General features: G+C 65.9%; 13 protein-coding genes. 10 read left to right on the forward strand and 3 right to left on the reverse strand.

The features are described 5' to 3' along the window. The first annotated feature begins 229 nt into the window (after nucleotides 1–229). Together WS96_RS06880 and WS96_RS06885 are read left to right on the forward strand one after the other, a co-directional pair. Nucleotides 230–1,027 carry a hypothetical protein gene (locus WS96_RS06880; RefSeq protein ID WP_156443597.1) on the forward strand — a complete coding sequence of 266 codons (798 nt, stop codon included), beginning with the start codon at nucleotides 230–232 and terminating at the stop codon, nucleotides 1,025–1,027. Then, nucleotides 1,003–1,455, forward strand: coding sequence for a hypothetical protein (locus tag WS96_RS06885; RefSeq protein ID WP_059831431.1), 453 nt, complete (start codon nucleotides 1,003–1,005; stop codon nucleotides 1,453–1,455). Before WS96_RS06880 ends, WS96_RS06885 begins: the two co-directional genes overlap by 25 nt. 256 nt (nucleotides 1,456–1,711) lie before the next feature. Here the strand turns inward: WS96_RS06885 and WS96_RS06890 are convergent, their stop codons facing one another. Next, complete coding sequence (locus WS96_RS06890) at nucleotides 1,712–2,569, reverse strand: LysR family transcriptional regulator (protein WP_059831432.1); 858 nt, start codon at nucleotides 2,567–2,569, stop codon at nucleotides 1,712–1,714. A gap of 130 nt (nucleotides 2,570–2,699) precedes the next feature. On the opposite strand from WS96_RS06890, the gene WS96_RS06895 reads away from it, so the two are divergent. Continuing rightward, nucleotides 2,700–3,278 (forward strand): DUF4865 family protein, encoded by a 579-nt coding sequence (locus tag WS96_RS06895; protein WP_034206209.1) that lies wholly within the window; start codon nucleotides 2,700–2,702, stop codon nucleotides 3,276–3,278. Beyond that, nucleotides 3,275–3,400 carry a hypothetical protein gene (locus tag WS96_RS34420; protein WP_256980673.1) on the forward strand — a complete coding sequence of 42 codons (126 nt, stop codon included), beginning with the start codon at nucleotides 3,275–3,277 and terminating at the stop codon, nucleotides 3,398–3,400. The genes WS96_RS06895 and WS96_RS34420 overlap by 4 nt, the downstream gene beginning before the upstream one ends. 83 nt (nucleotides 3,401–3,483) lie before the next feature. Here WS96_RS34420 and WS96_RS06900 read toward each other — a convergent pair whose 3' ends face one another. Next, the gene (locus WS96_RS06900) at nucleotides 3,484–5,685 is read right to left on the reverse strand and encodes a glycoside hydrolase family 3 C-terminal domain-containing protein (RefSeq protein WP_059831649.1); all 2,202 of its coding nucleotides are present in this window, start codon (nucleotides 5,683–5,685) and stop codon (nucleotides 3,484–3,486) included. Nucleotides 5,686–6,168: 483 nt separating this feature from the next. Further along, nucleotides 6,169–7,344 carry a polysaccharide biosynthesis/export family protein gene (locus WS96_RS06905; protein WP_059831436.1) on the reverse strand — a complete coding sequence of 392 codons (1,176 nt, stop codon included), beginning with the start codon at nucleotides 7,342–7,344 and terminating at the stop codon, nucleotides 6,169–6,171. Between the two features lie 451 nt (nucleotides 7,345–7,795). Here WS96_RS06905 and WS96_RS06910 point away from each other — a divergent pair, with 451 nt between their 5' ends. The 6 genes from WS96_RS06910 (at nucleotide 7,796) to WS96_RS06935 (ending at nucleotide 14,386) form a co-directional block, all read left to right on the forward strand. Further along, nucleotides 7,796–8,842 (forward strand): GHMP family kinase ATP-binding protein, encoded by a 1,047-nt coding sequence (locus tag WS96_RS06910; protein WP_034206207.1) that lies wholly within the window; start codon nucleotides 7,796–7,798, stop codon nucleotides 8,840–8,842. After that, on the forward strand, nucleotides 8,839–9,420 hold the full coding sequence (locus tag WS96_RS06915) for a D-sedoheptulose 7-phosphate isomerase (protein ID WP_059783715.1): 582 nt from the start codon (nucleotides 8,839–8,841) through the stop codon (nucleotides 9,418–9,420). The genes WS96_RS06910 and WS96_RS06915 overlap by 4 nt, the downstream gene beginning before the upstream one ends. Then, on the forward strand, nucleotides 9,417–10,148 hold the full coding sequence (locus WS96_RS06920; protein WP_257127952.1) for a nucleotidyltransferase family protein: 732 nt from the start codon (nucleotides 9,417–9,419) through the stop codon (nucleotides 10,146–10,148). The genes WS96_RS06915 and WS96_RS06920 overlap by 4 nt, the downstream gene beginning before the upstream one ends. Next, nucleotides 10,138–10,710, forward strand: a complete 573-nt coding sequence (gene gmhB / locus WS96_RS06925) for a D-glycero-beta-D-manno-heptose 1,7-bisphosphate 7-phosphatase (RefSeq protein ID WP_059831440.1) — start codon at nucleotides 10,138–10,140, stop codon at nucleotides 10,708–10,710. The genes WS96_RS06920 and gmhB overlap by 11 nt, the downstream gene beginning before the upstream one ends. Before the next feature lie 227 nt (nucleotides 10,711–10,937). Beyond that, nucleotides 10,938–13,160, forward strand: coding sequence for a GNVR domain-containing protein (locus tag WS96_RS06930; RefSeq protein ID WP_257127953.1), 2,223 nt, complete (start codon nucleotides 10,938–10,940; stop codon nucleotides 13,158–13,160). A gap of 44 nt (nucleotides 13,161–13,204) precedes the next feature. Beyond that, on the forward strand, nucleotides 13,205–14,386 hold the full coding sequence (locus tag WS96_RS06935) for a glycosyltransferase (protein WP_179949917.1): 1,182 nt from the start codon (nucleotides 13,205–13,207) through the stop codon (nucleotides 14,384–14,386). Nucleotides 14,387–14,389 lie beyond the last annotated feature (3 nt).

A 14,389-nucleotide genomic window follows, 5' to 3' on the forward strand; every position in this document is an offset into this window, starting at 1 on the left:
CGCGCGTCGAGAGGACCGGGTTTGGCTGGCGACTTCGGTCTGGACGGCGGAGGCCGGCGCGCGATATGCGCTGCTTTCGCGCCCGAAACCGGATTGAAAAAGCGCCGGAGATGGTTCGGTATTGCGGATGTCTCGATAGCCGAATCGCCGATACAACCGCGCACCCGGTGGGAAATTCGCACGCTGATATCATGCGTTTTCTTTCGGAAACTGCGTCGAGCGATTGATCGTGACAGCGAAGAAGCCATTCAAAACGATTGCGATACGGGTCGTTCTCGTCGTCGTATTCGCCATGGCCGGCTATGGATGGTTCAAGTCGTCGAATCTGTCTTCGGCCGCCTTCCCGAGTCCACCGTCCCGATCCGAGGCAGAAGCATTTGCGCGTCAGGATGCATTGCGCTACACGGCCCGCGAAGTTTGCGACGATTATCGCCACTGGCCTGTCGTCTACGATTTCGATGCGCCGGTGTATACGGAAACGAAATATACGCTGGCGTTGATGGAGGCATTGGCCGGCGTGGGATTCGTCACCCGGACGGTCGTGAAGAACCCGCATGGCGGGCCGGTTCAGTTTTATCCGCACGAGAAGCGAATTTACGACATTGCTCCGCGAGCGAAGCCGTACGTGCGCGAACAGGCCGGAACGTCCGCGGCCGGCGGATCGCCAAAGGCGCTTTGCTTCGGCCGCTATGTATTCGATGGCTTCACTTCGGTCGAGGCGGATTTTTTCGTCGGCGATTCGTCGGACCGGTCGAAAATCAACGGGAGCGTCTACAAGGATCTTGACGGCGCGTACAGGACGGATGTCAGGTATTCGATACGGGCCGCGTCGAGTTTCGACGATTGGGCAAATGCCATCGACATGAAGTTGCACGGGCACACCATCCGCGACGAACACGAATATCGTCCGTATCGCAAGCTTGGGAATCTGATGTTCTTTAGCGGCTATGACGAATCCAACGGGCTGGACAAATACGTGTCGCTGGAATACGGCGACGGTAAATGGAAGTTCGCGCCGAAATCCTGATCGAGATCGCAATGAACGATACCAGGTGGAAGTGGGTTTTCCGTATGCGGAAATGGATCACGGTATCGTGTTCGGCGCTCGTGTCGATGGGCCCGATTCATGCCGACGCGTCCGGAGATCGATGCGGTTGGCTCGACCTGTCGCAGAGTACGGTCAAGCGCGACGCGATCGAATTTCACGACAGCGAGCGGATCTGGCTCGTCAACCGGGATGCAGGGCAGTGGCCGCTCATTCGTCAGTCGGATATGTATCCGAACAGGGCGGCATCGTATGCGCATTCCGACGTGCGCGAAGAGGACCAATTGACCTGCGCGTGCATGGCGTTCGAGTCCGTAGACGGCGGCGTGGTCAGCAAAATGCGCCGGGCGCGCCTCATTCCGATCGAACGTTGCCTGAACGACCGGAATTTGTGGCAGCCGCCAGCGTAGTTTGCAGCGATTATCCGTGGGTACGAAACGCGTCGAGCAATTGTGCCCAGCGTCGAGCGGGTCGCTCCTCGAAGGGTTGAAAGCGTCGCGCCATGCGGTCCGACGGCGGCAATATCCCGCAACGACGACTCGCCGCCGTCGCCTGCTCGATCAAGGACGCAAGCGCGGAGTCACGTTCGTTTACTGGTTCGTCCGACGCATGCATGTCGCTTTCCTGCGAGGGGTTCAAGCCGGTTCGTCGAACCCGCGCGCGGCATCAACGCACGCCAACCGACGACCGTAGCGCCGCGCCCAGCGTGCGCAGTGCCTGCCTGGCTCGTGCATCGGTCAAATTCGAGTGGAGCACCACCTCGCGCGCGGGCAGCGGCGGCAGCCCGTACCGCGTACCCACGTCGACGGTGCCGGCGGGCGCGACGCGATGCCCGAGCGCCGCGACGGCAAGCCCCGCGGATACCGCCGCGCCGATCGTCGCCACGCCGCCGCCGACGAAGACTTCCGTCCATGCGACACCGGCTTCGTCCAGCGCGTCGACCGCCATGCGGCGCACGCTGCATGGTTCGGCCTGCGTGGCGAGCCGCAGCGGTTGCGGCGGATGGTGCTCGAAATCGGCCGCCGCCATCCAGCCGAACGACTCCGACAGGATGGTTTCGCCGTCGAGCCGCCGGCTGTCGTGCTGCAGCGCGACGGCCGCATCGAGCTGGCCGCGATCGAACGCATCGAGTACGTCGCGCGACGCGGCGACGCGGATCTCCAGCACGAGCGCCGGTTCCGCTTCGCTCATCCGCCGCAGCAGCATCGGGAGATCGGCGCCGACGACATGGTGGCTGACGCCGATCACCAGCCGTCGCTGGCTCGTGCCGAATGCGCTGATCGCGCCGTGGTGAGCGGCCACCAGTTCGCGCGCCGGTTCCAGGAACGCGGTGCCGTCGGCCGACAGGCGAACCTGCCGCGGCGTGCGTTCCAGCAGTCGGCGGCCGAGCCCGTCTTCCAGCCGCTTGATCTTCAGGCTCACCGCGGACTGCGTCGTGTCCAGCGCTTCCGCAGCCCGCGTGAAGCTCTTGAGATCGGCGGTCAGCACGAACGCCTGCACGGCTTCGATGTCGAGCGTTTTCATCGCACCCTCATTCATTGCAGAATCGAATCATTGAAATATTCTGCCATCGTGTTTTCAAATGATTCAAGGTCTTCTACGCTGCCGTCATGTCGTCCGGAATCCCCACCGTTTCTTTCGCCAGGAGTCGATCATGCTGACCGCGTACTACGTGCACCGCCTGCCGGCGGACTACGACCTCGACATCATCCGCAATCGCGTGCGCGAGCGCGGCCGGCTGTGGGACGACACGCCGGACCTGCTGTTCAAGGGCTTCCTGCTGCGCGAAGCCGGTCGTCACGGCGCGACGGAAAACGGCTATGCGTCGTTTTACCTGTGGCGCAACGAACAGGCGTTCGCGCGGTTCGTGACGGACGGCCGCTTTCGGGTCGTGACGGACAGCTTCGGCCGCGCGCCGATCGACACGCAGGTTGCGCTCGACGCGCGCAAGGGCAGTGCGTCGACGGGACGTTTCGCGCGTCTGGAAACGATCGAGATTCCGGCGGACGCCGATCTCGACGCGACGCTGGCGCGGGAGATCGCACGCAATCGCGACGCGGCGGCTCGGCAGGGCGTGGTTGCGGCGACCGTCAGTGTCGATCCGCTGCGCTGGCGGCTGACGCGTGCGCTCGTGACGGAACGCGAACCGGACGACGGCGGCGCGGGCACGGTGTACCAGGTCCTGCATCTGGCGAAGCCGTTGCTCGACACGCTGGAAGCGGGCGGCGCGTGATGGCCGGCATCGCGTCGCGATTGCCGGCCGGCGTGGTGATTGCCGCGCATCTGGCGGGGGTGGTGGTGGGGATCGCCGCGATTGCGGCGCTGGCGACGGTGCTGGCGCTGTTGCTCAGGTGAGCGAACTCCAGCATGGTGACGATTGATACGGGAGCGCCGCGCGTGCGATGCATGGCGCTCCCGGTCGCTTCATCGTTGCCCGGTCAGTGGCCTTGCAAGCGGATATCGCGCGACGACGCACCGACATACACGGTCCCGCCCGGGACGACGCGCCAGCCGTTGCGCGACGTATCCCACACGCTCTGCATCCGCGGCGATACCGTCACACGCACACGCCGCGCTTCGCCCGGATTCAGCCGGATCTTTTCCCAGCCGACCAGCCGCTTCGGCGGCTCGTCCTTGTACGGCACGCCGAGATAGACCTGCGGCGTCTCCGCGCCGGCAACGCGTCCGTCGTTGCGCACGGTAAACGCAACGCTCAGCGAGCCGTCCCATTGCTTCGACACCGACAGACCCGAATACGCGAAGTGCGTATACGACAGGCCGTAGCCGAACTCGAACATCGGCTTGATGTTGCGCGCGTCATACCAGCGGTAGCCCATGTTCAGCTTTTCCGCGTACACCGGGTCGGTCTGGAACGTGCCGTTTTGCCCCCACGTCGGCGAATCCTGATCGCGCGCCGGGAACGTCACGGGCAGCTTGCCGGAAGGGTTGACCGCACCGAACAGCACGTTCGCGATCGCCTTGCCGCCGGCTTCGCCCGGATACCACGCCTCGACGATGGCCGACACGTTGTCCTTCCACGGCATCAGCACCGGGTTGCCGCTCTGGACGACGACGATCGTATGCGGATTCGCGCGCGCGACGGCTTCGACGAGCGCATCCTGGTTCGACGGGTTCGCGAGGCTCAGGCTCTGCAGATCGCCGAAATCCTCGCCGGCCGGCTGCGCGACCACGACGATCGCGACGTCCGAGCGGCCCGCGAGCGCCGCGGCCTGGTCGATCTCCTGCTGCGTGTACGCGCGGAACGGCGACTGCTGGTCGCTGTTGCCCGCATACGTGACTTGCGCGGCCGGCGCCAACGCACGGATTGCGGCGACGATCGGCACGTCGACCTTGAGCCACGGATTGCGCCACCAGCTGCAGCCGGTCGACGACCCGAACGTCAGGCCGCCGCAGCCTGCGAACGAACCCGATACGGGATCGCGCGTGTTGCCGGAACCGCCACCGGACAGCACGGCCGCATCCGCATGGCCGCCGATCACGGCGATGCGCGACAGCGCCGACGCGACGAGCGGCAACTGGTTACCGTCGTTCTTCAGCAGAACGATCGATTGCTCGGAGGCCGCCTGCGCGAACCGGTTGCCGGCCGCGAAATCGATCGTGCCGCCGCCTTTGGCCGGATCGTCCATCACGCCGACGCGGATCATCACGGCGAGCTTGCGGCGCACCATGTCGTCGAGGCGTGCGGTCGACACCGAGCCGTTCGCGATCGCCTGCTTGACGGCCGCAGGCGTCAGGTAGACGCTCGGCCCGACGTCCTCTTCCTCGTCGAGTCCGGCGTTGATCGCGGCGGCGGTGCTGTGCGTCGCGCCCCAGTCGGATTGCACCTGGCCCTGGAAGCCCCATTCGTTCTTCAGCACGTCGTTCAGCAGATGCGGGTTCTCGCACGCATAGGTGCCGTTCAGGCGGTTGTAGCTGCACATCACGCTGCCGGGCCGGCCGCGCTTCGCGGCGATCTCGAACGGCAACAGATACAGCTCGCGCAGCGTGCGTTCGTCGATCTGCGTATTGCCGCCCATCCGGCCGTGCTCCTGCTCGTTGCCCGCGTAGTGCTTGATCGTGGCGATGACCTTCTGTCGTTGCGTGGCGAGCGTGCGTTCGGCGAGCAGGTCGCCGGCCAGCAGCGGGTCCTCGCCGAGATACTCGAACAGGCGGCCGCCGCGCGGCTCGCGCGCGAGGTTGGTGCCGCCGCCGAGGCCCATGCCGAATCCTTGCGCGCGCAACTGGATCGCGACCTGCTTGCCGAAGTCGTACGACAGCCGGCGATCCCAGCTCGCGGCGACCGCGATCGTCGCCGGGAACGTCGTGCTGGCCTGCGACGTGCTGCCGGAGCCGGTCGCCGAATCGACCATGTTCAGATCGGGAATGCCGAGTCGCGGCACGCCCTGGATGTAGCCGGCGCCGCCGCCCGGCACCTTGGACATTTCGTATTGCGAATGAATGAATTGAAGTTTCTCGTCGAGCGTCATCTTGCGCACGAGCAGGTCGGCGCGCCGTTGCGCGGCGGCCGATGCGAACGCGTCGGTGGCGTCGCCCTGCGCATTGAAATCGGCGTCGCCGGCGTAGGCGGTGGTGCAGAGGGTCGCTGCCAGCACGACGGCCGGCCAGAGGGTGTCCCGCATGTTGCTCTCCATGATCGTATTGCCGGTTGTTCGGATGATGTCTGGAGCTGCGCGCGCCCGGTGGATTCGCACCGGACGCATTCGGCTGGCGATGCAGGGGGGTTGCGCGTCGGCATGCCAGGCCAGGCGGGGAATCGTTACGGCCGGTTGGGCTCGACCGGTCAATGCGGGCGGCGACGCGCTGGCCGCCCGACACTGTCGAATCGGATGTAGCGATTCTCTGCAACGACAAATGGTATGAATGTAGTTTGACTACAGCATCGGTGTTTCTACCGATACGTGCGATCTTTATTTCGTAGGGGCGCGCGGCGGGTCGGAAAGGCGGTCACCCTTCCCGATCGTCGGGATGAGACGGGTAAGAAGTACTGAGTAGCAAGCGGTTTTGCGGCGTAGTGCGGCGGGATGGCGGTCGACTCGTTGCGTGCGCATCGAACGCGGGGAGGCGCGTCATGCGAACTCGCTCCCCGCGTGCGGCCGGACCGGCTATTTCGTCACGAGTGCGCCGGTCAACCCCGCGCTGATCGCCGGCAGCAGCAGGTTCAGCACGCGGCTCGCGCGGACGAGCCCGGTGTTGTCGACATACACGATGTCCTTCGACGCGAGCGGGAACTGGTTCGCGAGCAGCATCGACACCGGCGACTGCATGTCGAGGTGATAGATGACGGGTTCGCTGTCGGCGGCCTTGCGCAGCACGAACACCTGCTTGGCATTCGACGTTTGCTGGTTGAGCTGACCGGCTTGCGTGAGCGCTTCGCTCAGCGTGAGCGAACCGTCGCGCAGCGGCGCGACGGCTTGCGGCCTGACCACTTCGCCCATCACGTACACGGGGTTGTCGTCGCGCGCGCTCACATGCAGCATGTCGCCGGGCTTCAGCATGATGTCCGCCGGGTTTTTCCCCGTCTTCATCATCTGCGCGACGTTCAGCGGATAGATCGTGCCGTTGCGGGTGAGCGTGATGCGGCTCTGATCCGCGGTCGGCGCAAAGCCGCCCGCGCGGCTGACGGCTTCGATCAGCGTCATCGGAATGTCGTTGATCGGCTGTGCGCCGGGGTTACGCACCTCGCCGTCGACGTAGACCTGGGTGGCGCGGAACGACGCGACGCGAACCGTGACCTGCGGCTTCACGAACACCTTGGCGAGTTCGGTCCTGACCTCGTGCTGGAGCTGCGCGACGGTTTTCCCGACCGCGTGGATCGGCCGCGGGATATACGGAAACTGCACGTTGCCGTTGCCGTCGACGACGAAGCCGGGCGCGGCGTCCGCGGCCTTCGTGTTCTGCACCGGCTGGCCGGCGGCCGTCGCGAATTCGGGGTGATCCCACACCGTGATCTGCAGCACGTCGCCGGCGCCGATCCGGTACATGTCCGCCTTCGCGAACAGGTTCGGCGCAATGGTCGCGCCGGGCGCACGTTTCTGTGCGGCGCGCATCTGCTCGATCTGCGTCAGATCGATCTGCTTGACCGGCACCTGCATGTCGCTGGTGACGTCGCCGTTCTCGGCGGTCGTGACCGGCAACGCGGTCGAATTCATGTGCTGCCCCGGCACCGTGCAGGCGGACAGCGTCGCGAGGGTCGCGAACGAGAACGCCATGCACATGCGGCGCATGGCTGTGCGAGTGTGGCCCGGCGCCACGGGGTCCAGCGGTTGAGCGATTTTCATTTTTGTGTCCAGCATCGTTGAATCGATTGTTACGTTATCCGGATCGAAGCGACGGTGCCCGTCGCGCCTTCGCTTCGTTCTGCACATCGTGACGACACGCGCGGACGGCATTCGGGCGCACGGCGACACGCGCGTCGTTCACGGCGAGGCGGCTCCCGGCATCGATTGTCAAACATTGCCAATGACGCAAGGTAGTCGTCATGCGCGGCTGGGACGTGACGGCGATTTCGACGCCGGTTCGCACGTCGCCGTGCCGATCGCGAACAGAGCGTAACGCAGGTTGAACGCCCTGGATCGAGCGGTGGCGGCTTAATGTAAGCCATCGCACGCAGCGTGCCGGACATCTATCGCATAGTGGCGCCAACGAACATGGTCGTGCATTTCCGACCGAATGTGCGGAGGCGCGAACGGCATCGTGCCGGCGTCCGACTCACTGTCTGCGAGAGATTTCATGACACGCTTCATTGCCCGTTCGAGGGCGCCTTTGCGGTTGGGTCTGGGCGGCGGCGGAACCGACGTGCCGCCTTATTCGGACCGGTTCGGCGGTCTGGCGCTCAATGTCACGATCGAGAAGTTCGCGTATGCGTCGATCGCGCCGCGCGACGACGCGAAGGTCGAACTGGTGGCGGCGGATACGGATACGCGCTGGATCGGCCCGGTGTCGCCGGTGCTCGACGTGCAGAAGGGGCTCGGGCTGCATGTCGGCGTCTACAACCGGATCGTGCGCGATTTCCACGGCGGCCATCCGTTGGCCGTCACGATCACGACGTGCTCCGAAGCGCCGCCCGGCTCCGGGCTCGGCTCGTCGTCGACGATCGTCGTCGCGCTGGTCAGGGCGTTCTGCGAACTGCTGTCGCTGCCGCTCGGCGAATACGACATCGCGCACCTCGCGCACGACATCGAGCGAGAGGATCTCGGGCTCGCCGGCGGCAAGCAGGATCAATACGCGGCGACGTTCGGCGGACTGAACTTCATGGAGTTCTACGGCGATCGCGTGATCGTCAATCCGCTGCGGATCAAGCAGGAAATCAAGGCAGAGATGGAGGCGTCGCTCGTGCTGTATTACACCGGCGTATCGCGCGAGTCGGCCAACATCATCAAGGAACAGAGCAGCAACGTGACGGAAGGCGTCGTCGATTCGCTGGCCGCGTTGCACGAGGTCAAGGACGAAGCCGTGCGCATGAAGGAAGCCGTGCTGCGCGCCGATTTCGAAGCGTTCGCCGCGTCGATGCGCGACGCGTGGGAATCGAAGAAGCGGATGGCGAAGAACATCTCGAACTCGATGATCGACGATCTGTACCGGGTCGCGGTCCGGGCCGGCGCGAAGGCCGGCAAGGTATCCGGCGCGGGCGGCGGCGGCTTCATGATGTTCTTCGTCGATCCGGTCGAACGGTCGGCCGTGATGCGCGCGCTGGACGCGTACAACGGGATCAACGGCCAGGTGCTCAACTGTACGTTCACCGACATCGGTGCGCAGTCGTGGAGAAAGAATCAATGACGATCGGGGTGGAGAGCGAAATTCGCCAGACGCTGTCGGTGCTGACGGCGCTCGTATCCGACCGTGAGCAACTGGCGCGGATCGAACAGGTGGCCGAACGCGTGACGGAAGCGCTGCGGACAGGCAACAAGATCCTGCTCGCGGGCAACGGCGGCAGCGCCGCGGACGCGCAGCATATCGCCGGCGAATTCGTCAGTCGTTTCAACTTCGACCGGCCGGGGCTCGCGGCATTCGCGCTGACCGTGGACAGCTCGGTCATGACCGCGATCGGCAACGACTACGGTTACGAGAAGCTGTTCGAGCGTCAGATTCAGGCGACCGGGCGCCCCGGCGACGTCTTCTGGGCGTATTCGACGTCGGGGCGTTCGCCGAACATTCTCCGCGCGCTGGAAGTGGCCAGGACGGCCGGCATGGTTTGCGTCGGCTTCACGGGCAACGGCCCCGGCGCCGCCGAGATGCGCACGCGTGCCGACATCTGCATCGAGATTCCGTCCGCGTCGACCCCGAAGATCCAGGAAGGGCATCTCGTATGCGGCCACATCATTTGCGGCATCGTCGAAGAGCGGATCTTCGCATGAACGCGATGCTGCCCTGCCTGATCCTGGCCGGCGGCCTCGGCACGCGGCTGCGCCCGGTGTTGGGCGACGCCCTGCCGAAGGCGCTCGCGTCGATCGACGGCGAGCCGTTTCTGGGCTGGATGCTGCGCGGGCTCCAGCAGCAGGGCGTGACGGAGGTCGTGCTGTCGCTCGGTTACGGCAGCGGCCCGATCAAGTCGTTCGTGACGTCGCGCGACTTCGGCATCGCGATTTCCGTGATCGAGGAAGACGAGCCGCTCGGTACCGGCGGCGCGATCGTTCACGCGCTGAAGGCTCACGGCGCGCGCGACATGATCGTGATGAACGGCGATACGTGGTCGGACCTGGATCTGCGCGCGCTGTCGGCGTTCCATCATGCGACGCGCCCCGATCTCGTCGTGGCGGCCACGTGCGTCGACGATGCGTCGCGCTACGGCACGCTCGAATTCGATGCGACGTCGCGCAGGCTGTCGGCGTTCCGCGAGAAGCGGCCGGCACGGGGCTACATCAATGCGGGCACGTATGTCGTCGACGCGAGCAAGCTGCTCGGCTTCGCGCTGCCGGAGAAATTTTCGTTCGAGCAGGATTTCCTGGCCGAACGGGTCGGCGCGCTCGACATCCGCGTATTCCCCGAGGTCACGTCGTTCATCGACATCGGCGTGCCGGCGGACTACCGGCGCGCGCAGACCGCGATTCCGCCGATGCTGGAGACCGGAACCAGTGAAGCGTAAAGCCCTGTTCCTGGATCGCGACGGCGTGATCAATGTCGACTACGGCTACGTCCACCGGCAGCAGGACTGCGTGTTCGTGGACGGCATCTTCGATCTCGTGCGGCTGGCCAATGCGAACGGTTACCTGGTGATCGTCGTGACGAATCAGGCCGGGATCGGCCGCGGATATTTTTCGGAGTTGCAGTTCGCCGCATTCATGGACTGGATGCGCCGCAGGTTCGACGAGCGTGGCGCAAGAATCGACCGCGTCTATTTTTGCCCGCATCACCCGGTGGCCGGGATGGGCCGCTACCGGCAGGCATGTGCATGCCGGAAGCCGCAGCCCGGGATGCTGCACGACGCGCGGCGCGAGCTCGACCTCGACCTGTCGGCGTCGATCCTGGTCGGCGACAAGCCGTCCGATCTCGAGGCCGGTGCGCGCGCCGGCGTCGGGCGTCGTTTCCTGTTCGTGGGCGACCGGCCCGGCCCGGTGCAAGCCGATCCGGCGGCCGACGTCGTCGCGCGGCTGTCCGACATCGGTGCGGCGCTGCAATCCGCGGGCGTCGTCGCGGCGGGTGCGTAGCGGGTCGCAGCCTCGACGGCTGCATGCCGAGATGAAACGAACGAGGACTCGACGACGGCTTGCCGGCCGTTGCGCCGATCGGGCAGGCGCGGGGCATCCAGACTCCCGGCGCAGTGCACTCCGGCCGGCACCGAAGGGCTTCCAGCCGGATTTTCAATGACATGAACGTGAATCACAACGCGCGTAAAGCGGCGAAGCCAGCCGGATCTTCCATTCTGGAGTTCAGCATGAAGATGGACCGACCTGCATTGACCGGGCATCAGAACGAACCGAAACAGGCCGCCGGACATGCGACGCGGTTGTCGCCGATCGATTTGCTGGAGAACGTGGTCGACAACGGTCGCCTGTTTGCGGCCGTGTTCGCGGCCTGCCTGCTGCTGGCGATCGTCTATGCGATCGCGGCGACGCCCGTGTATTCGGCCGACATGTTGATCCAGATCGAGGAGAACAAGCCCAGCGCACTGGGGTCGCTGTCGTCGATCTCCAAGGCGCTCGATATCCAGAATTCGGCGGTGGTCGGCGAAATCGACATCGTCCGTTCGCGTTCGGTCGTTCTGGAAGCGATGAACGCGACGGCCGCGCAGGCCGAGGTGTCGGTCGAGAACCGGTTTCCGATCGTCGGCGGGCTGATCGGTTCGTTCCTGCCGAAGGACGCGAACGGCCTCGTCGACGCGCCGCTCGGGATGTCATCGTGGGCGTGGGGCGGCGAGCGTCTGGAGTTCAGGACGTTCGAGGTGCCGGCCGCGCAGATCGGCAAGGCGCTGACGTTCGACTATCTCGACGGCAACCGCTTCCGGCTGACGGACCGCGGCGGCCAGGTGGTGCTGAGCGGCGTGGTCGGCGAGCCGAGCGCGAGCGACGGCTATCGCGTGGACGTCGCACGGATCGTCGCGCACCCCGGTGCGCAATTCCGCGTGCGGCGCGTCGCTACCGACGTGCGTCTCGACGCGATCCTGAAGAAACTCGGCGTGATCGAGACGAAGCGCCAGTCGGGCATCATGCAACTGAATTTCGAGGATCCCGATCCCGTCTTTGCCGCGCGCATGCTCAATGCGATCGCCGCGGCCTACCTGAACTTCAACGCGAGACGCCGCGCCGACGATGCGGAGCGCAGCCTCAAGATCCTCAACGCGCAGATGCCGATCGTCAAGGCCCGGCTGCAACAGGCCGAGCAGGCGCTGAACGCGTTTCGCAACCAGCAGGGTTCGATCGACGCGCAGGGCGATATCCGGCTGCTGGTCGAGCAACTGGCGCTCGTCGACAAGTCGCGGCTCGAAACCCGGCTCGAGTATCAGGATCTGCTGTCGAAATACGTGCCGGGGCAGCCGCAGGTCGTCGCGGCGGCCAACAAGCTGAAGGAGCTCGACAAGCAGGCTGCGATGTTGAAGGACAAGGCCGCGCGCCTGCCGTCGCAGCAGCAGACGTACTTGCGTCTCGCGCGCGACGTCGAGGTCAACAACCAGCTCTATGTCGGATTGCTGAACAATACGCAGCAGTTGCAGATCGCGGAGGCCGGCACGGTCGGCAACGCGTCGATCGTCGACAAGGCGGTCGCGAGCGACAAGCCGATCCGGCCGAAGCGCCTGATCGCGGTCCTCGCCGGTGCGGTGATCGGGCTGATGCTCGGGTTTCTCGCGGCGCAGGGCCGTGCACTGCTGGCCGGCCGCATTCGCGATCCGCATGACCTGGAAGCGGCGCTCGGCATCCCGATGCTCGGCATCCTGCCGAATTCGCGCCGCCTGGCCGATGCGGATGCGAACCGCACGCCGGCCTTCATCGCGACGCAGGAGTCGGCCGACGAGCCGCTGGCCGATGCGATGGACAGCCTGGCGCTGACGTTGCGACACCGGCTGGCGGCCTATGGCGGCGACGCGAAGGTCGTGCTGGTGTCGTCCGCCGCGCCCGCGCAGGGCAAGTCGATGATTGCCGCCAACCTCGCCTATCTGTTCGCCGAGCAGGGGCTCGAGACGGTGATCGTCGATGCCAACGTGCGCGCGCCGGCGCTGCATCGCTATCTGCCGGTCGCCGCGACGCCGGGTTTTTCCGACGTACTCAAGGGCGCGCTGCCGGCCGACGAGGCGATCACGCACGTGGCCGGGAAGCTCGATGCGCTGTCCGCCGGCACCCAGCGCGCGTCGACGCGCAACCCGTTCGACGTCGCGCGTCTCGACAAGCTGTTCGTGTCGTTGCGCAGCGGCTACGACATGGTCATCGTCGATGCGCCGTCCGTGCTGCCGGTGGCCGATATCGCGGCCTTGTCGCGCGTGGCCGACATGACGCTGTTGGTGGCGCGCCAGGGTTCGGCGAATTCGGTCGGCATCGCGGACGCGCTCGACAGCCTGCGCAAGATCGGTGTGCGCATCGACGGGCTGGTGTTCAACGGGTTCGAACCGTCGCCGTTGCACGGCGTTCGCCGGATCGGCGCCGGCTTCGCCGCGGCGCGCGCGTGATCGCTCGGGAGGCGTCGATGCAATCGGGCGAGGAGGTGCAACGCATGAGCGATTCGGTGGCGGGCAACGACGGGCTGCGGCGCGAGTCGCCCGCAGTGCGGGTCGTGTGGTTTCTCGGCCCGCGGCCGGTGAGCTGGAACGGTGTCATGCGATACAGCCTCAAATGTATCGATTTCATCCCGGCATTGGCGGGATTCGACGTGGAGCCGGTCGACATTCCGGCCGAGCCGCGTTCGTTCCGGCGCTACTGGACGCAGTTCGTGCTGTATCCGCTGCGTGCGATCGCGGCGGCGCGCGCCGGACATTTCGTGATGCTGTACCAGGAAGACCTGGCCTTCATGATTCCGCTGATCCGGCGGGCGGGCGGCCGCGTCGGCATCGTGCTGCATCACGTGCAGCGTCCGGGGCAGGTGCGCGGCGTCGTCGAGCAGTTGAAGAATGCGTACATGCGAGTGACGCAGTCGCTGATCGCGACCGCGGACGTGGTGCTCGCGCCGTCGGACGTGACCGCGCAGGAAGCGCTGGCGGCGCTGCGCATCCGCGCCGACCGGATCCAGGTCGTTCCCAATGCGTTCGACGACCGCTATGCGCCGATCGACGCCGCGGTGCGCGAACGGGCGCGCGCGATGCTGCTCGCGCGCTTCGGCATCGACATCGGCGACGCGCTGGTGGTGCTGAACGTCGGCTCGGACGAAACGCGCAAGAACAATGCGACGCTGTTTCGCGCGCTGGCGTCGCTCGGACGCAAGGACGTGATGGTGCTGCGGGTAGGCAGCGCGCACAACCAGGCCAACCGCGACGAATGCCGCGACATTGCCGCGCAGGCGGGCATCGCCGCCCATTTCGTCGAGAACGTCGGCGACGAGGATCTCGGCTACTTTTTCCAGGCGGCGGATCTGTACGTATCGCCGACGTTGCACGAAGGCTTCGGTCGCACGGTGATCGAGGCGCAATTCGTCGGCGTGCCGGTCATCGCGTCCGATTTGCCGGTGTACCGCTACACGATGGGCGAGTCGTTCGTGGCCGTCGCCGATACGATGGATGCCGCCGAATGGGGCCGGCAGATCGAACGCGTCGCCGGCGACCCGTCGCTGCGCGCCGGGCTGGTGAGCGCCGGGCGGGCGAACGCGCGGCGCTTTTCGTCCGGCGCGGTCAGCGCGCAACTGCACGATGCGCTGGCGCGCGCCGTGCATGCCCGGCCGCGCGCCGGCCGGGCACAAGCGTGAAAG

Source organism: Burkholderia sp. MSMB1835 (assembly GCF_001526365.1).
In the GTDB taxonomy this organism is placed as follows: Bacteria; Pseudomonadota; Gammaproteobacteria; order Burkholderiales; family Burkholderiaceae; genus Burkholderia.